This is a genomic window from Allobosea sp. ASV33, assembly GCF_016428755.1.
Lineage (GTDB): Bacteria > Pseudomonadota > Alphaproteobacteria > Rhizobiales > Beijerinckiaceae > Allobosea.
Genome location: NZ_JAELTI010000008.1, coordinates 74,871 through 91,746, shown reverse-complemented (window position 1 = coordinate 91,746; position 16,876 = coordinate 74,871). Strand labels below are relative to the sequence as shown.

Sequence of the window (16,876 nt, the reverse complement as noted above, 5' to 3'; positions counted from 1 at the left end):
CTATATCGAGCGCACGATGAATTTCGGCCTGTCGCGCGAGGAGCTGCAGTCGGGCCGTCCGATCATCGGCATCGCGCAGACCGGCTCCGACATCGCGCCTTGCAACCGCCACCATATCGAGCTGGCCTCGCGCGTCCGCGACGGCATCCGCGAGATGGGCGGCGTGCCCTTCGAGTTCCCGATCCATCCGATCCAGGAAACCTGCAAGCGGCCGACCGCGGCGCTCGACCGCAACCTGCAATATCTCTCGCTGGTCGAGATCCTCTACGGCTATCCGCTCGACGGCGTCGTGCTGACGACGGGCTGCGACAAGACCACGCCGGCCCAGATCATGGCGGCCGCGACGGTCGATATCCCCGCGATCGCGCTGCCGGGCGGGCCGATGCTGAACGGCTCCTTTCGCGGCGAGCGCACCGGCTCCGGCACGATCGTCTGGAAGGCGCGCCAGATGATGGCGGCCGGCGAGATCGACTATAAAGGCTTCGTCGACCTCGTCGCTTCGTCCGCGCCGTCCGCCGGCCATTGCAACACGATGGGCACGGCCTCGACGATGAATTCCCTGGCCGAGGCCATGGGCATGACGCTGCCCGGCGCCGCCGCGATCCCTGCGCCTTATCGCGACCGCTACGAGATGGCCTATCTCACCGGCAAGCGCATCGTCGAGATGGTCTGGGAGAACCTGATCCCCTCGAAGATCCTGACCCGCGAGGCCTTCGAGAACACCATCGTCATCAACTCGGCGATCGGCGGCTCGACCAATGCGCCCGTCCATGTCAACGCCATCGCCAAGCATATCGGCGTCAAGCTCGACAACGAGGACTGGACCAAGATCGGCTACGACATCCCGCTGCTGGTCAACCTGCAGCCGGCCGGCGAATATCTCGGCGAGGATTATTACCGCGCCGGCGGCCTGCCCGCCGTGATCGCGGAGCTGATCGAGAAGGGCAAGCTCAAGCCCGCGATCACCGCCAACGGCAAGACGCTCGAAGAGAACTGCAAGGGCGCCTTCTCGATCGCCCGCGAGGTGATCAAGAGCTACGACCAGCCGATGAAGGCGCAGTCGGGCTTCCTCAACCTCTCCGGCAACCTGTTCGATTCCGCGATCATGAAGACCAGCGTGATCACGCCGGAATTCCGCCAGCGCTATCTGGAGAATCCGAAGGACCCGATGGCCTTCGAGGGCCGCGCCATCGTCTTCGACGGGCCGGAAGATTATCACCACCGCATCGACGATCCCGCGCTCGCCATCGACGAGCACTGCATCCTGTTCATCCGCGGCGTCGGGCCGATCGGTTATCCCGGTGCAGCCGAGGTCGTGAACATGCGGCCGCCGGATTACCTGATCAAGAAGGGCATCACGGCGCTGGCCTGCGTCGGCGACGGCCGTCAGTCCGGCACCTCGGGCTCGCCCTCGATCCTCAACGCCTCGCCGGAAGCGGCGACCGGCGGCGGACTCGCCATGCTCAAGATGGGCGACAAGGTCCGCATCGACCTGAAGAAGCGCACCGCCAACATCCTGATCTCGGATGAGGAACTGGCGGAGCGCAAGGCGGCGTTCAAGGCGTCGGGCGGCTACAAGTATCCGAAGAGCCAGACGCCCTGGCAGGAGATCCAGCGCAAGATCGTCGACGAGCTCTCCGAGGGCATGGTCCTCAAGCCGGCGGTCAAGTACCAGAAGATCCACAAGAAGTTCGGCATTCCGCGCGATAACCACTGAGCGGTTTGCCGCGTTCGAAGGGTGTCATCCCGTGCGCGCTGCGGCATGCCAATGCCGCGGCGCAGACACGGGACCGTCACCCGGAAAAGGCGCCTTCTCGTCGCGGCGATGGGCGCCTTCTCGTCGCGCGGTCCCGCATCTGCGCAGCGGCACTTTGCGCCGCAGCGCGTGCGGGATGACACATTTCATCGGCGCGCTCACCACCCGCTCCGCTCCCCACGCCATTCCGCCCGCGCATCGGCGTTCGCTGCGCGACGCGCGGCCTTCGGGGCTGACAAACGGTACGACCCTCGACACTATGGCAGCCATTCGTTCCGCTACCATTTGAAACGATTTAAAAATGGCACAGAGCCCGCAGGTCGAAGCCTTCCGCAAGCTCCACGAGGCGGGCTGCTTCGTGATGCCTAACCCTTGGGATTTCGGCTCGGCGCGCTGGCTGCGCGGGCAGGGTTTCAAGGCGCTGGCGACGACCAGCGCGGGCTATGCCTTCACGCAGGGGCGCGCCGACCAGGACGTGCCGCGCGACATGATGCTGGCTCATATCGCCGAGATCGTGAAGGCGGTGCCTGATCTGCCGGTGAACGCCGATTTCGAGAACGGCTATGCCGATACGCCCGATGGCGTCGCCGCCAACGTCAAGCTCTGCATCGCGACCGGCGTCGCGGGCTTGTCGATCGAGGATGCGACCGGGCGCCAGGACGAGCCGCTCTATCCGTTCGAGCTCGCGGTCGAGCGGATCAAGGCGGCGCGCAAGGCCATCGACGAGACCGGCTCAGGCGTCGTGCTGACGGCGCGCGCCGAGTGCTTCCTGACAGGTCATGCCGAGCCGCTGAAGGAATCGGTGCGGCGGATCGAGGCCTATGCCGCCGCCGGTGCCGACGTGCTCTATGCCCCCGGCCCGAAGACCCCGGCCGATATCGGGGCCATCGTCGCCGCGGCCGGCGGCAGGCCGGTGAATACGCTGATCTATGGCGATTTCGGGCTTTCGGTTGCGGATATCGCGGCGACCGGTACGCGCCGCATCTCGATCGGCGGCGCGCTCGCACGCGCGGCCTGGTCGGCCTTCATCGAGGCGACGCGGCTGATCGCGGACGAGGGCAGCTTCAAGGGCTTCGCCGGCAACGGCGCCTCTGCGCCGCTGAACCCGTTCTTCACGGCGGATCTGAAGGCGCGCTCGTGAGCCAGACCCTGCTCATCGCCCCGGCCTGGCTCGGGAATAGCGGCCTCTGGACGATCGACGCGAAAGGCCGGCGCAAGGCCATCGATGCGGAGGATGCCGGCTTGTCCGACGATCTCGCGGACCGGCTGGAAGCCTGGATGGACGCGTTCGACGCGATCTATGAAGAGGATGACGAGGCGCGCTCGCGCTTTCCCGACGCTGTCGAACAACTGGCCTGGGAAGCCGAGGGCGCGGCCATCGTCGAGGCGATCCGCGGGGAATTGGGCGCCGGGTGGACGGTCACCGCCGATCTCAGTGGCTGGCAGGAGATGACGAAGCCATGATGCCGATGATCGCACCGCCCGCTCAGTCCACGCTCCCAGCGGACTGGAAGGCGCCGCCGTTCCCGCCGGCCAAGGTTCTGGAAGGCCAGTATTGCCGGCTGGAGCCGCTCGATGTCGCCAAGCATATCGACGACATCTGGGCGTCCGATGTCGGGCGCGACGATGTCTGGGACTGGCTGCCGGCCGCGCCGCCGCAAAGCAAGGACGAATACCGCGCGCTGCTCGATTCGATGGTGGCCAAGGCCGGCATCGTGCCGCTGGCCGTGATCGACAAGGCCGACGGCAAGGCCAAGGGCCATCTCTGGATCATGGAGATCCGGCCCGAGCACGGCGTCTTCGAGGTCGGCTGGATCACCTATTCGCCGGCCCTGCAGCGGACGCGGGCGGCGACCGAGGCGATCTATCTCGTCGGCGATTACGGCTTCTCGCTCGGCTATCGGCGCTACGAGTGGAAGTGCAACAACCGGAACGAGCCCTCCAAGCGTGCCGCGCTGCGCTTCGGCTTCCTGTACGAGGGCCTGTTCCGCCAGCACATGGTGGTGAAGGGCGCCAATCGCGACACCGCCTGGTTCTCGATCCTCGACGGCGAATGGCCGGTGCGAGCCCAGGCCTTCCGGCGCTGGCTGGCGCCGTCGAATTTCGACGCGCAAGGCCAGCAGAGGCTTTCGCTCGCCGCCTTCAACCAGACGGGCGGCCATGCCGGCGCCGTCGCGCTACGCCGGGCCGGGCTTGCCGATATCCCGGCGATCCTCGCCCTCAAGAACGCCGCCTATACGCCGAACGAGAGCATCATTGGCGTGCCCTCCCTGCCGCGCATCGCGGATTACACGCAGGTCGTCGCCGAGCACGAGGTCTGGCTTGCGGAAGGCGAGGGCGGCGAGCTCGAAGCCGCGCTGGTGCTCGATATCGAGCCCGAGGATTTCACGATCTGGAGCGTCGCCGTCGCGCCCGAGGCCGGTGGGCGCAAGCTTGGCGCCGCGCTGATGGGTTTCGCGGACGAGCGGGCGCAGGCGCTCGGCTACGGTTCCGTGCATCTCTACACCCACGCCAAGCTGACCCAGCGCATCGGCTGGTACGAGCGGCTGGGCTTCGCCATCACGCATCATGAGGACATGGCCGACCGGCGGCTGACCCATATGCGCAAGACCTTCGCAAAAGCCGGGCAATAAAAGGAAACGAGCATGGCAGGACGTTTGAAGGGCAAGGTCGCGGTCGTCACCGCCGCGGGGCAGGGGATCGGCCGGGCCATCGCCGAGGCCTTCGTCGCCGAGGGCGCCACCGTCTGGGCGACCGACAAGGACGTTGCCCTGCTGGAAGGCATTCCGAAGGCGAAGAAGCGCAAGCTCGACGTTCTCTCGTCCAAGGCGGTCAATGCCTTCGCCGAGAAGGTCGGGCCCGTCGATATCCTCGTGAACGCCGCCGGCTTCGTCCATCACGGCACGGTGCTCGACACGGACGACAAGGCCTGGGATTTTTCCTTCGACCTCAACGTCAAATCGATGCACCGCACGATCCAGGCCTTCCTGCCCGCCATGCTGGCGAAGGGCTCGGGCTCGATCGTCAACATTGCGTCCGGTGCCGGCTCGGTGCGCGGCATCCCGAACCGCTACGCCTATGGCGCGACCAAGGCGGCGGTGATCGGCCTGACCAAGGCTGTCGCGGCCGACTACATCAAGAAGGGCGTGCGCGCGAACGCGATCTGCCCGGGCACGATCCAGTCGCCCTCGCTCGACCAGCGCATCAAGGACCTCGCCCAGGCGACGAAGACGACGGAAGCCGCCGCAAGGCAGGCCTTCATCGATCGCCAGCCCATGGGCCGGCTCGGCACGGCCGAGGAGATCGCGGCACTTGCCGTCTACCTCGCGGCTGACGAGTCCAGCTACACCACCGGCCAGATCCATTTGGCGGATGGCGGCTTCGCGCTCTGAGGCGAGCGTCGTTTGCCTTGGCCGTCGATCATCCCGGGTCCGGCCCGGGATGATCGATGCGGCTCTCCTTTGAGATGAATGCGCTTCAAAGCGCGCAACCCGAACCCTCAGGACAGATCCGATGCATATTCTCGTTCTCGGCGGCGCCGGCATGGTCGGGCGCAAGTTCATCGAGCGGCTGGCACGCGACGGCCATCTCGGCGGCAAGCCGGTGACGCGCGTAACGGCGCAGGACGTCGTGGTGGCCTCGCCGCCGCCGGCCGCGCCCTTCGATTTCGAGGCGGTGGTCTCCGATCTCTCGATCCACGGTGAATCCGAGAAGCTGATCGCGACGCGGCCCGAGCTCATCATCCATCTCGCGGCGGTGGTCTCGGGCGAGGCCGAGGCGGATTTCGACAAGGGCTACCGGATCAATCTCGACGGCACGCGCTATCTCTTCGAGGCGATCCGCCATGCGGAAGGCTACAAGCCGCGCGTGGTCTTCACCTCCTCGGTCGCGGTGTTCGGCGCGCCCTTCCACGACAAGATCGAGGACGAGTTCTTCACCACGCCACTGACCAGCTACGGTACGCAGAAGGCGATCGGCGAATTGCTGCTCTGCGATTATTCGCGGCGCGGCTTCTTCGACGGCGTCGGCATCCGCCTGCCGACGATCTGCGTGCGGCCGGGCAAGCCGAACAAGGCCGCCTCGGGGTTCTTCTCCAACATCATCCGCGAGCCGCTGAACGGCGAGGAGGCGGTGCTGCCGGTCTCGGACCAGGTGCGCCACTGGCATGCCAGCCCGCGCTCGGCGGTCGGCTTCCTCATCCACGCCGCGACGATGGATACCGCTGCCATCGGCCCGCGCCGGGCGCTGACCATGCCGGGCTATTCCTGCACCGTCGCCGAGCAGATCGAGGCCTTGCGCAAGGTCGCCGGCGAGAACGTGGTGAAGCGGATCAAGCGCGTGCCCGACCCGGTGATCGACGGGATCGTCGCGGGCTGGCCGCGCAACTTCAACCCGCAGCGGTCGCTGGCGCTCGGCTTCAAGGCGGAGTCGAGCTTCGAGGAGATCATCCGCGTGCATATCGATGACGAGCTTCACGGCACATTCGTGAAGTGAGGTCGCAAAAAGGGCGGCTCCTGCGGCCGCCCTTTTCGTATCGTCAGGATTCGTTGAAACCCGAGCCGGGCGCTGACGTCTGCATGACGGCCGGTTGCGCCTCGCTAGTCTGGACCTGGTTCCGGCCGCCTCCCTTGGCCTGGTAGAGATAGTCGTCGGCGATGCGCAGCATGTCCTTGAAATGCTCGCGCGCGATATTTCCCTCGTGCACGCCGAAGCTCGCGGTGACGCGCCGCCCCCGGATCGTTTCGATCTGCAGGGCCGCGATGGCTTCCCGCAAACGCTCGGCGATCTGCAGGGCTTCCTTGAGATTGGTGCCCGGCAGGAAGGCGCAGAATTCCTCGCCGCCCAGCCGCGCTATCAGATCATAGGGGCGAAGCACGCGCTTCGCCGTCTCGGCGATGGCGACGAGAACCTCGTCGCCGGCATCATGGCCGAACGCGTCGTTGATGCGCTTGAAGTGGTCGATATCGAGCACGATCACAGAGAGCGGCCGCTGCTCGCGGCGCGAGCGCGCGATCTCCGCGCCGACAACCTCGGCGAGCCAGCGCCGGTTGCCGAGCCCGGTCAGCGTGTCCGAGAAGGCCTGGCGCTTCAGGCGATTGAGCTTCTCCTCGAGCGTATTGATCAGGGCGCGAACCTCGTCGGTGAGGCGGCCGACATCATCGTTGCGCTGCTTGACGAGGCGGGGGATGCGGCCCTCGACCCGGTAACTCTTGAGCCCGCGCGCGAGCTCGCTGACGGGCAGCAGCAGATGCCGCATCACGACGAAGGCAAAGGCGGTTCCTACGATCGTCGCCAGCAGGATGATGGCCAGGATGGCCTGGGCGCTGATCGCCGCACCGGACGCGACATAGGCCGCGATGGAAAGGATCGGAACGTGGGTCGCAACGAAACAGCCGGCAAAGGCCTGAGCCAGCAATGAAGAACCGATGAATTCTCGAATCCGCGTCGTATTGGCTTTCACAAGGCACACTCCGTTTCCCCCAGAGTGCGCCACGGCTAGCAGCCGGGGTTTTCAGCAAGGATGACCGGTTCCGCTCGCATTTTAACGAAGTTCGGGCTTCCCACAGTGAAAGGGGTGGCGATCATCGACCGCCACCCCTCGGGATCGCTTCGCTTCCGGCGCAAACGCTCAGGCCGGGCAGGGCTCGCCCTGTTCCTGCTGGCGGCGCGGCGGCATGGCGAGCGTCGGCGCGCGCGCCGGCTCCTCATCCGCTTCCGGATCGGGCGCATGAGCCCAGCCGCTGGCGCTCCAGCTCTTCAGGGCCGCCCAGGTCGAACGGTCGAGCCGGAACTGCTCGCAGGGGAACAGCCCGCCGCGCGCCGGCAGCGACTTCAGGAACGAGCCCTCGGAGCGGAAGCCGGACTTCTCCAGCACCCGCCGCGAGGCCGGGTTGATGACGCGGGTGTCGGCCTCGATCGCAGGCAGGTCGATCAGCGAGAACAGGCTGTCGATCAGCCCCTGCACCGCCTCGGTCGCGTAGCCCTTGCCCCAGTGCGGGGTGCCGAGCCAGTAGCCGATGAAGGGCACGCCTGTCGCCTGCTTGTGCGCGCTGACCATGCCGATCAGCTCGTTGGGCTTCGACCGCGGGGTGATGGCCAGCACGAGATGCTCCCCCAGAGTGTTTCCCTTGCGGGCCCCGAAGATGAAGGGCTCGACCGCCTGGGTCGGGTAGGGATGGGGAATCGATGCCGTCATCTCCGCCACCGCCTTTTCACCGGCAAGGCGCAGGATGGCGTTGGCATCGCCCATGCGGGGCCAACGCAGCCAGAGACGCCGGGTCTCGAGCCGGAAGACATCGTCGCGGGTCAGTTCGGGGAACATATCGTCTCTCCGTCGGCGCAAACGAAAAAAGGGAGCTGGGACTTTGATCCCATCTCCCCTTTGCTGACCTTCGGGAGACCCACTTCGGGCCTTTTAACCCTTGATCCGTTCGGTTCGATGGAACCGGCGGATCGAGAGAATTCCCTATCCGCCTTTTACTCTGCGGCCTCTTGGGCCGGGACTACGTTCACGAAAGCTCGGCCGAGTTTCGTCGTGAATCGGACTCGGCCATTCGTCGTCGCAAAGAGGGTATGGTCTTTGCCCATGCCGACATTGGCGCCGGCATGCCACTTGGTGCCGCGCTGACGAATAATGATGTTGCCGGAAACGACCGCCTGGTCGCCGAACTTCTTCACGCCGAGGCGCTTGCTTTCAGAATCACGGCCGTTACGCGACGAGCCGCCTGCCTTTTTGTGAGCCATAACGCCCTACCTCAAAACTTGTCGTGTCTCTCTAACCCGAATCGGCGGCGAAAGCCACCCGTCTCGGATACGAAATGCCGGAGCACCATTCTGTCAGGAGCGACAGCCCGGGACGATCAGTCTCGGCGATGGTGATCCGGCGCGGATGATCTGCGCCGGGAAACCCGGTCTCAGGCTTCGGACGCCTCGTCCTTGGCCTTCTTGGCAGGGGCCTTCTTGGCCGCGGCCTTCTTCGGCTTCTCAGCCTCTTCGCCAGCCTCGGCCTTGGCGGCCTTCGGAGCAGCCTTCGCCTTCACGGCGACCGGGGCATCGGCGACATCGGCCTTCTTCATCTCCGGCTTCTTGCCGCCGGTGAGGATGTCGGTGATGCGGATGACGGTCAACTCGGCGCGGAAGCCACGCTTGCGCTTGGAGTTCTGGCGGCGGCGCTTCTTGAAGGCGATGACCTTCTCGCCACGGGCCTGCTCGACGATCTCACCGACGACGGTGATCTCGGAAAGGGCCTTGGCGTCGAGCGTGGTCTTCTCGCCCTCGGTGAGCATCAGCACCGAGTCGAACGCGACGGTGTCGCCGGCGTTGCCCTCGATCTTGGCAGCGGTGATCTTGTCGTTGGCGGTGACGCGGAACTGCTTCCCGCCGGTCTTGATGACTGCGAACATTTTGTCCTCCATGTTCGGCCCCGTCCTGTCGCGGCTCCCGGTCGGGAGCCCGTGGGACGGCTTTTTGGCAGTCGATTGCGTGGTCTGGCTTGCTCTTGCCGGCATGCGACGCAGCGCACATGCCAAAAGAGATCGGGCGCGGGTTTCCCCACGCCGGACGGTGCTCGATAGTCGCATGGCCGGGCGAGGTCAAGCGAAAGCGGCTGTGAAGAGTGGAATTCTCCTGTCCGGGAGGCTTGCCCCACGGGCGCGGCTTGTGTAACAAGCGCCTCGCTTCGACCGAAGGCGACCGCGGACAGGTGGCAGAGTGGTTGAATGCACCGCACTCGAAATGCGGCATACCTGCAAGGGTATCGGGGGTTCAAATCCCTCCCTGTCCGCCACTCTCTCAGCCTAGCAGGTTGAATGCGCACCGAAGAATCTCGAAGCGGTGGTTGGCACCCCACCATTCACCCCACCGGCAGGTTTTCCTTGAGCTTCATCGACGGCCTGCCCGCGCGAACGGGCGATGCGGTTGATCGATCCTCCCCCGGTCGGCGGTAGCAGGAACTTGTACAGGAGCCTCGATGGCCAAGCGCGCAAAATCCAAAGCTCTCGACGCAGAGTTCACGATGTTCGATGTCCTCTATGAGGACGGCTCCAGAACATCGAATCGCCGCGTTCCGACCGATCTGCTCGGGGGACTCGACGGCGACGAACCTGCTCGCGACGCCATCGCCGAACAGGATCGGATCATCTCCGAAAAATCGGGGAAGCCGCCGCTGGCGATCGCCAGCCTTGCCCGATCGGCAAAGACCGCGGCAGAGCCTGCCAAGGACGATCGAAAGAAGCGCGGCTCCAAATAAGGTAGCGGCTTTTCGGGCATGATCCACGTCGCGATGGCCCGCCTCTGAGGGCGGGTGAGCGGTCGAGCTCGCTCTCAAGCGGGATCCGAGGCGGCCGGGGCGCGTTGCCCGTCAGGGAACGCCCGGGGGCAGCGGCGGCTCCGCATTGAGCAGCGTGATCGTCACCCGCCGGTTCGGCGGGATGTAGGGATTGTCGAGGAAGAGTGGCTCGGTATCGGCGCGCCCCGCCACGGAGGTGAAGCGGTTGCTGGGGAGACCGGCACCCGACAGGATCTCGCGCACCGAGAGCGCGCGCCCGGCGGTCAGGCTCCAGGAATCGACGGTTGGAACCGAGCCCGGGCGGGCGACGGCGGTGTGGCCGGCGACAGACAGCTGGTTGGGCAGCCGGCGCAGGGTGGGCGCGAGCGCCTCCAGCACGAGACGGGTGCGATCGTAGGGCTGGACCGAGCCCTCGGGGAACATGGAGCGGCCGTTATCGTCCACGAGGGATACGTTCAACCCATCCTTCGTCTGCTCGATGACGATATTGCGCGACAGATCGGCGATCTCGGGCATGTTCTGGAGCGCCTGCCGGAGGCTGGCCATGGCGCTGTAATTGGCCTGCATGCTGGCGTTGCGGGGCTTGATTTCACGGTCGCTGGCGCCGCTCGGGCTCGTCGGCCGCGCCTTGTTTTCCTGCCCGGTCGCGTCCCGCGTCGCGTCGCGGGGTTCCGACGTCTTGTTGCCTGCCTTGTCCAGGGCGGTGCCCATCAGGATGCCGCCGGAGCCACTGGAGCCGGCGCTCAGCGCGGAGGTCGGCGCGAAGTATTCTGCCAGGCCGTCCTTCTGCTCCTGCGTCGTCATGCTGATCAGCCACATCAGCAGGAAGAACGCCATCATGGCGGTCACGAAATCCGCATAGGCGATTTTCCAGGCCCCGCCATGGTGCCCGTGAGCGGCCTTCTTGACCTTCTTGATGATGATCGGCTGGATGGGCTTGGTCATCGGGTCTCTGCTTCAGGCCGGCTCGGCGCTAGACGGGGGAATTCGCGGTTGCCGCTTCGACTTCGCTGAAGCTCGGGCGGACTTCGCTCATCAGGGCCTTGCGGGCGAATTCGACCGCCATCACCGGCGGCTGGCCGGCGATATGGGCGAGGAGACCCGCCTTGAGCGACAGGTAGTATTTGGCTTCCGCCTCGAAGGTGCTCTTAAGCGACGCCGCCATGGGCGCGAAGAAACCGTAGGCGACGAAGACGCCGAAGAAGGTACCGACGAGCGCGCCGCCGATCAGATGGCCCAGCACCTCCGGCGGCTCCTTGATCGCCCCCATCGTCTTGATCACGCCGAGCACGGCGGCAACGATGCCGAGCGCCGGCGTTCCGTCGGCGAGCGACTGCATAGCTGTCACGACGCGCTCCTGCTCCTGATGGTGCGTCTCCAGCTCCTCGTCCATGAGAGCGTCGATCTCGTGGACGTTGTTGGCGCCCATCGTCAACATGCGCATGTAGTCGCAGACGAACTCGACCGCATGGTGGTTCTCCGCGAAAGTCGGGAAGGCGTTGAACAGCGTCGACTCGCTGGGGTTTTCGATGTGCTCTTCGACCGCGAGCATGCCCTTCTGCTTCACGAATTTGTATAGCGAGTACTGCATCCCGAGCAGTTCGACATAGCACTCGCGCTTGTACTTGGGGCCCTTCACGATCGTGCCGAGCATGGAGGGCACGGCCTTGAGCACCGGCGCGGGATTGCCGATGACGAAGGCGCCGATCGCCGCACCGAGGATGATGACGAACTCGAAGGGCTGCCACAGGACCTCGAGATGGCCGCCCATCGCCGCGTAGCTGCCGAAGACGCAGACGAAGACGATGATTGTGCCGACGATCAGCCGCATGGTTTGCCATTCCTCGCAACGCAGCAGGTACAAGCCTACGCGAAGCCACTACTTGTCCGAGGAAATGACCGATCAAGGTTAAGGTCGAGTTTATGGCCATTGGCCCGCGGGTTGCCGCGCCTGTCCGGTCGATGAAGGCCGGGCGGAGCCCGCCGGGGATGAGCGCAAGAGGGGTGCGCGATAAAAGCCTTCCTCTCGACCCGGCCGGGAGTCATTCTAGGCGACGCTCGTCATCATGTGTCTCGAAGCCGGGGACGTCTCTCCATGAAGCTGGTTTTCGCAATCGCCTGCTGCGCATGGCTTTCAGGCTGCGCGTCGGGCGGGTTCGGGGAGCCGTCCCGGATCGATCCGATGGCCGGCGATGGCCAAACCTATGTTCCCGGCCTCGGGGGCGGCACGGAGCTGCCTCGCGCGGAAGAGCGCATCACCTCGACATGCACCATGAGAGGGCAGACCGTCGTCTGCCACTAGGACCGTACGGCGATGGCTGCGCTAGCGGCTGCGCCGGCCGATCGTGTCCGTGAGCAGGGCCAGGGCGGCGTCGGCATTCCCCTTCGGGCCTTTCAGGCTGGTCACGACGTAATCGCTGCCGACGATGGCTCCGGCCTGCCACTCGCCGCCCAGCTTCTTTCCCATGATCTCCATGGTCGGCGTCCGCACGGTATAGGCTCTCGCGCCGATGCCGGGCACGGAGCGGAAGCCTTCCCAGCTTTCGAAGCCCCAGCTCTTCAGCTGCAGGGCATTTCCGGCCGGTGCCACGGCGATGCTCATCTTGTTGCCGGTGGCTTCGTCGGACCAGGTGCAGCCTTGGGTTCCGGGTAAGAGGCTCTCTTCGCCCACGCCCACCGACGAGCCGACATAGCCGGCCGCTTCCTTCTGCGTGAACAGCTTGCACAAGGGCGCGTCGGCAGCCTGCGCTTGGCAGAGAGCGCCTGCCAGCAGGAGGGAAGCTCCGAGCAGCGATCTGCGCATGATCCATCCCCTTCGATCCGCGAGTGGATGGCCAGGCTAGCGCGTGCCGCCCCGGCCTGTCCTCATTCCAATGACGGACCCGCTGTTTGGCGCGATCGCATCGGGTCGATCAGGCCGCTACCGGCAGGATGGAGAAGATCGCCTTCCGGCCCGGCGCGATCCGGCCGTGGCTGTGGGAGAGGCCGAGATAGGCCGCCGGTGCGGAACTCGCCATGGCCAAGGCCTCGGCCAAGGTGGCGCCGCCATGGCGGTGTGCGTTGAGGATCGCGGTGTTCATGTCGAGATGAGCGCCGGCGAGCCGGCCTTCGGCATTGACCAGTCGGCCTTCGCTGACCCGGATCGTCTCGCCGAACAGCTCGAAAGCGTCGCGCGGCGAGCCGATCGTCGCCATCGCGTCGGTGACCAGCATCATCCGCCGTGGACCGATGGCGCGGAAGGCCGCTTGGAAGGAGGGCCAGGCGACATGGTGGCCGTCGGCGATGATGCCGGCGGCGAGACCGAGATCCGACATCGCAGCGCCGACCACGCCGGGTTCGCGCGAGCCGAGCTGGGACATGGCATTGAAGAGGTGGGTCGCGCCGGAAAGGCCCTCGGCGTGGCCGCGGGCCATCTCCGCCGCGGTGGCATTGCTATGGCCGGCACAGACCCTGACGCCGCGATCGACCAGGGCGCGGATGAAGCCTTCCGGCACGCATTCGGGCGCCAGCGTCACCAGCGTCGCGCCGGCAGAGCCCAGCGATGCCAGCAGATCGATATCGGACGGTTCCGGCCGCAGCAGATTGGCGAGCGGGTGGGCGCCGTTGCGTGCGGGATTGATGAAGGGGCCTTCGAGATGCACGCCGAGAATGCCCGGCACGCCCTGCGCGATGGCGTCCCGGGTCGCGGCTATCGCGCGGGCGATATCGGCGCGGCTGGCGCTGATCAGCGTCGGCAGCAGGAAGCGCGTGCCGAAGCGGGCATGGGCGGCCGCGATCGTGGCGATGCCCTCGACGGAGAGGCTGTCGTTCAGCATCACGCCGCCGCCGCCATTGACCTGGATGTCGATGAAACCCGGCGCCAGCACGACCTCCTCGGGCAGGGTCTCGACCTGGCAGTCGGGCTTCCCATCGGCTGCGAGGATCGCGCTGACGATGCCGTCCTCGGCGACGACGACCCGGTCGTCCAGGATCTGCGTTCCGTCGAACAGGCGCCTGGCGCGCCAGGCCTGCCGGGTTGCCGCCATCAGAGCGTCTCCGTGACCTTGAGCAGGCCGGGCGGGCTGTCGACGTTGCGGCCGAGCCGGGCGGCTTCCGCTTCGAGCGCACGATAGACCGGGACCAGCAGCGCGACGGCGTCGAGCGCCGGTTCGCCCGGGCCGAGGCCGGGGAGGGTCGGTTGCGGCCCGGAGCCCGAGAAGACCGGGCTGCCCTGCCAGGCCAGCGTCGCCAGCGCGTCCTCGATGCTGTCGGACACCTCGCCGCCGGCATTGAGCCCGAGGATCGGATGCTCGCCGCGGATCGCCGCCTTCGGCCCGTGCAGGACCTCGGCGGCGCTATAGGCGAGAACCGGTACGCCGAGAACCTCGGCTGCCTTGAGGGCCGCCTCGCGGGCGGGGCCGAGGCTGAGCCCGCGCCCGATCACGAAACCGGCGGGGGCGGGAGAGAGGCGCCGCGCCCAGGGCGACCAGTCGAACGCGAGGGCCTGCGACAACCGCTCGGGCGCGGCCTGCGTCGCGGCGGCGAGTGCCTTGTCCTCGGCAAGGGCGGCGACCAGCAGCAGGCCGGCGAGCATGGTGTTGATCACCGTCTTGGTCGCGGCGACGGCGAGCTCGGGGCCGGCGGCGACCGGGATCACATAGCGGCAGGCCCGCGCTGCGGGCGAGTCCGCGTCGTTGACGATGGCGATGGTCTGCGCGCCGGCGGCCGTCGCCTGCTCGGCGGCCGTGACCAGGTCGGGGCTGCGGCCGGATTGCGAGATCAGGATATAGAGCGCTTCCCCAAGGCGCGGGTTCGCGCCATAGCGCGTCACCACCGAGGGGGCGGCGGGCGCGGCGCTGAGGCCGAGGCGCGTTTCGATGAGGTAGCGCAAATGCGTGCCGGCATGGCCGGAGCTGCCGCGACCGCTGACCACCGCATGGCTGATGCTGTTCATGTCGAGTGCCGCTGCGACCCGCGCGATCGTCTCCCACCCCTCATCCAGCAGGCGGGCGGCGGCTTGCGGGATTTCCGCGACCTCGCGCGACATGCGCGAGACCGGCCGGTCGGTAAGGCTCATGATTGCGGCCCCATGGCTTCCCCCTTGAGGGTCGCGACGAAATCGTAGCGGTCGCCGCGATAGGCGGAGACCGTGAACTCGACCGGCTTGCCGTTGGCGAGGAAGGCGCGGCGCTCGATCCGGAGCAGGGCGCTGCCGGGCGGCACGCCGAGGTGTTTGGCCTCGTCGGCGGTGGCGAGGCCGGCATGGATGCGCTGCACGCCATGGGCCGGCACGGCGCCGCGCTGGGCGAGCGCCGCATAGAGCGACATCTCGATCAGATCCGGCGAGGGCAGGATGCTTGCCGGCACCACCGCGCACTCGATCGCCAGGGGCTCGCCATCGGCGGTGCGGACGCGGGTGAGGCGGACGACGCTGTCGCCGGGGCCGAGACCGAGCGCCATCGATTCCTGCGGTTTCGGCCGGGCAATCTCCTTCGACAGCCAGACCGAGCCAGGCCGGCCGCCGCGATTCTCGATATCGGTCGAGAAGCTCGCCAGCACCGAGAGCGGTTGCTCGATGCGCGAGGCGACGAAGGTGCCCGAGCCATGCCGGCGCGAAAGCGTGCCGCTGCGGATGAGCTCGTCGATGGCGTTGCGCACGGTGACGCGGGCATAGCCGGTGAGCTGCGCCAGGTCCCGCTCCGAGGGCACGGCATCGCCCGGCTGGAAGACGTCGCTCTCGATCAGGCGCGACAAGGCGCCGGCAAGCCTGAGATAGCGCGGTGTCGGATCGTCGCCGGCCAGGGCTTGCAGGATCGCCTGCTGCTTGGCCGGCATCGCTTCGAGCGCGGTCCCGGAGGCGGCCTCACGCGGACGCCGCGAGCCGCGTCCGGGAGAGGTCTCGCTCACGGCGCCGCCCTGGATGCGGCCGGGGCCTTGTCCGTCGCCCTGGAGCCGAGATCGACGAAAGCGAGGCGCAGATTGCCGCGGTGGTGGGCGAGCAAGGTCTCGGCGAGGGCGATATCGGCCCCGCTGGCGAGCAGCGCAGCGCGCTTGACGTCGCCACGGGCGCGGTCGAGATGCCGGGCGGCGGCTTCGATGCCGCAGCCGGTGATCATGTCGACCATCTCGGCCGCACGGTGCCTGAGCTTGGCGTTGGTCGCCCGCATATGGACCATCAGCCCGCGATAGACACGGCCCATCCGGATCATCAGCAGGGTCGAGAACAGGTTGAGCACGATCTTCTGCGCGGTGCCCGCCTTCATCCGGGTCGAGCCGGCGACGACCTCCTCTCCGGTCTCGATGAGGATGCCGAGATCGGCGGTGCGCAGCAGGGCCGAGCCGCGGTTGTTGGCGATGCCGAGCGTCAGGGCGCCCCGCGCCTTGGCCTCGCCGATCGCGGCGAGCGTATAGGGCGTGCGGCCGCTGGCGGCGAGGCCGATGACGACGTCGTTGGGACCTATATTAATCCGGCGCATCGCTTCGGTGCCGTCATCGACGGAATCCTCGGCATTCTCGACCGCGTGCAGAATCGCCTCGTCGCCGCCGGCGATGGCGAAGCCGAGGCGCTCTTCCGGCCAGTCGAAGGTGGGGGTCAGTTCCGCGCCGTCCTGCACGCCGATGCGCCCGGAGGTGCCGGCGCCGGCATAGATCAGGCGCCCGCCGGCCTCGAGCCTGGGCACCGCGGCGGCGACGGCCTCGGCGATCGCCGGCAAGGAGGTCGCAATCGCAGCGACCGCCGCGAGTTGGCCCTCGTAGAGCGCCTTCAGGATATCGAGATCGCCCCAGGCATCGAGCTCCTGAAAGCGTGCGCTGACATCTTCCGTCGCCATGAACTGCCTCTTGTGACCAGACCA

The 16,876-nt window shown here is 67.0% G+C and carries 18 protein-coding genes, 1 tRNA gene and 1 pseudogene; 9 read left to right on the top strand and 11 right to left on the bottom strand.

Going from position 1 to position 16,876, the window contains the following annotated elements:
* The 7 genes and pseudogenes from JHD80_RS04575 to denD all read left to right on the top strand — a co-directional run.
* Window positions 1–1,717, top strand: a 1,717-nt coding sequence (locus JHD80_RS04575; RefSeq protein ID WP_199085192.1) for an IlvD/Edd family dehydratase, incomplete at its 5' end; no start/stop codon positions are given.
* Window positions 1,718–2,057: 340 nt separating this feature from the next.
* Complete coding sequence (locus JHD80_RS04570) at window positions 2,058–2,897, top strand: isocitrate lyase/PEP mutase family protein (RefSeq protein WP_199085191.1); 840 nt, start codon at window positions 2,058–2,060, stop codon at window positions 2,895–2,897.
* A complete protein-coding gene (locus tag JHD80_RS04565; protein WP_199085190.1) occupies window positions 2,894–3,220 on the top strand; it encodes a hypothetical protein in 327 nt (108 codons plus the stop codon). Before JHD80_RS04570 ends, JHD80_RS04565 begins: the two co-directional genes overlap by 4 nt.
* Before the next feature lie 5 nt (window positions 3,221–3,225).
* A pseudogene (locus JHD80_RS29250) lies at window positions 3,226–3,912 on the top strand (GNAT family N-acetyltransferase); the annotation flags it as partial.
* Between the two features lie 105 nt (window positions 3,913–4,017).
* Window positions 4,018–4,389 (top strand): GNAT family N-acetyltransferase, encoded by a 372-nt coding sequence (locus tag JHD80_RS29245; protein WP_349237209.1) that lies wholly within the window; start codon window positions 4,018–4,020, stop codon window positions 4,387–4,389.
* Between the two features lie 12 nt (window positions 4,390–4,401).
* Window positions 4,402–5,148 (top strand): SDR family oxidoreductase, encoded by a 747-nt coding sequence (locus tag JHD80_RS04555; protein ID WP_199085188.1) that lies wholly within the window; start codon window positions 4,402–4,404, stop codon window positions 5,146–5,148.
* A gap of 121 nt (window positions 5,149–5,269) precedes the next feature.
* Window positions 5,270–6,250: a D-erythronate dehydrogenase gene (denD, locus tag JHD80_RS04550; RefSeq protein WP_199085187.1), complete on the top strand. Its 981-nt coding sequence runs from the start codon at window positions 5,270–5,272 to the stop codon at window positions 6,248–6,250.
* 43 nt (window positions 6,251–6,293) lie between these two features.
* On the opposite strand, the gene JHD80_RS04545 is transcribed toward denD, so the two are convergent.
* From JHD80_RS04545 to rplU, 4 genes are all read right to left on the bottom strand, one after another.
* Window positions 6,294–7,217: a diguanylate cyclase gene (locus JHD80_RS04545; protein ID WP_199085186.1), complete on the bottom strand. Its 924-nt coding sequence runs from the start codon at window positions 7,215–7,217 to the stop codon at window positions 6,294–6,296.
* Between the two features lie 168 nt (window positions 7,218–7,385).
* Window positions 7,386–8,078 (bottom strand): GNAT family N-acetyltransferase, encoded by a 693-nt coding sequence (locus JHD80_RS04540; protein ID WP_199085185.1) that lies wholly within the window; start codon window positions 8,076–8,078, stop codon window positions 7,386–7,388.
* Between the two features lie 155 nt (window positions 8,079–8,233).
* Window positions 8,234–8,500, bottom strand: a complete 267-nt coding sequence (gene rpmA / locus JHD80_RS04535; RefSeq protein WP_199085184.1) for a 50S ribosomal protein L27 — start codon at window positions 8,498–8,500, stop codon at window positions 8,234–8,236.
* Between the two features lie 170 nt (window positions 8,501–8,670).
* Window positions 8,671–9,159 carry a 50S ribosomal protein L21 gene (gene rplU, locus JHD80_RS04530; RefSeq protein ID WP_199085183.1) on the bottom strand — a complete coding sequence of 163 codons (489 nt, stop codon included), beginning with the start codon at window positions 9,157–9,159 and terminating at the stop codon, window positions 8,671–8,673.
* Window positions 9,160–9,452: 293 nt separating this feature from the next.
* Here rplU and JHD80_RS04525 point away from each other — a divergent pair.
* Window positions 9,453–9,542: transfer RNA gene (locus tag JHD80_RS04525), tRNA-Ser, on the top strand.
* Between the two features lie 183 nt (window positions 9,543–9,725).
* Window positions 9,726–10,004 (top strand): hypothetical protein, encoded by a 279-nt coding sequence (locus tag JHD80_RS04520; RefSeq protein ID WP_199085182.1) that lies wholly within the window; start codon window positions 9,726–9,728, stop codon window positions 10,002–10,004.
* Window positions 10,005–10,115: 111 nt separating this feature from the next.
* Here JHD80_RS04520 and JHD80_RS04515 read toward each other — a convergent pair whose 3' ends face one another.
* The 7 genes from JHD80_RS04515 to JHD80_RS04485 form a co-directional block, all read right to left on the bottom strand.
* Complete coding sequence (locus JHD80_RS04515) at window positions 10,116–10,988, bottom strand: flagellar motor protein MotB (RefSeq protein ID WP_210339798.1); 873 nt, start codon at window positions 10,986–10,988, stop codon at window positions 10,116–10,118.
* Window positions 10,989–11,016: 28 nt separating this feature from the next.
* Window positions 11,017–11,874 (bottom strand): flagellar motor stator protein MotA, encoded by an 858-nt coding sequence (gene motA / locus JHD80_RS04510; protein WP_199085181.1) that lies wholly within the window; start codon window positions 11,872–11,874, stop codon window positions 11,017–11,019.
* A gap of 492 nt (window positions 11,875–12,366) precedes the next feature.
* Entirely contained in the window at window positions 12,367–12,771 is a 405-nt protein-coding gene (locus JHD80_RS04505; protein ID WP_199085180.1) for a hypothetical protein, read from the bottom strand.
* A gap of 184 nt (window positions 12,772–12,955) precedes the next feature.
* Window positions 12,956–14,068, bottom strand: a complete 1,113-nt coding sequence (gene nagA, locus JHD80_RS04500) for an N-acetylglucosamine-6-phosphate deacetylase (RefSeq protein ID WP_199085179.1) — start codon at window positions 14,066–14,068, stop codon at window positions 12,956–12,958.
* Window positions 14,068–15,099 carry an SIS domain-containing protein gene (locus tag JHD80_RS04495; protein ID WP_199085178.1) on the bottom strand — a complete coding sequence of 344 codons (1,032 nt, stop codon included), beginning with the start codon at window positions 15,097–15,099 and terminating at the stop codon, window positions 14,068–14,070. Before JHD80_RS04495 ends, nagA begins: the two co-directional genes overlap by 1 nt.
* Window positions 15,096–15,929 carry a GntR family transcriptional regulator gene (locus JHD80_RS04490; protein ID WP_349237208.1) on the bottom strand — a complete coding sequence of 278 codons (834 nt, stop codon included), beginning with the start codon at window positions 15,927–15,929 and terminating at the stop codon, window positions 15,096–15,098. The genes JHD80_RS04495 and JHD80_RS04490 overlap by 4 nt, the downstream gene beginning before the upstream one ends.
* Entirely contained in the window at window positions 15,926–16,852 is a 927-nt protein-coding gene (locus tag JHD80_RS04485) for an N-acetylmuramic acid 6-phosphate etherase (protein WP_199085177.1), read from the bottom strand. Before JHD80_RS04485 ends, JHD80_RS04490 begins: the two co-directional genes overlap by 4 nt.
* Between the last annotated feature and the right edge of the window lie 24 nt (window positions 16,853–16,876).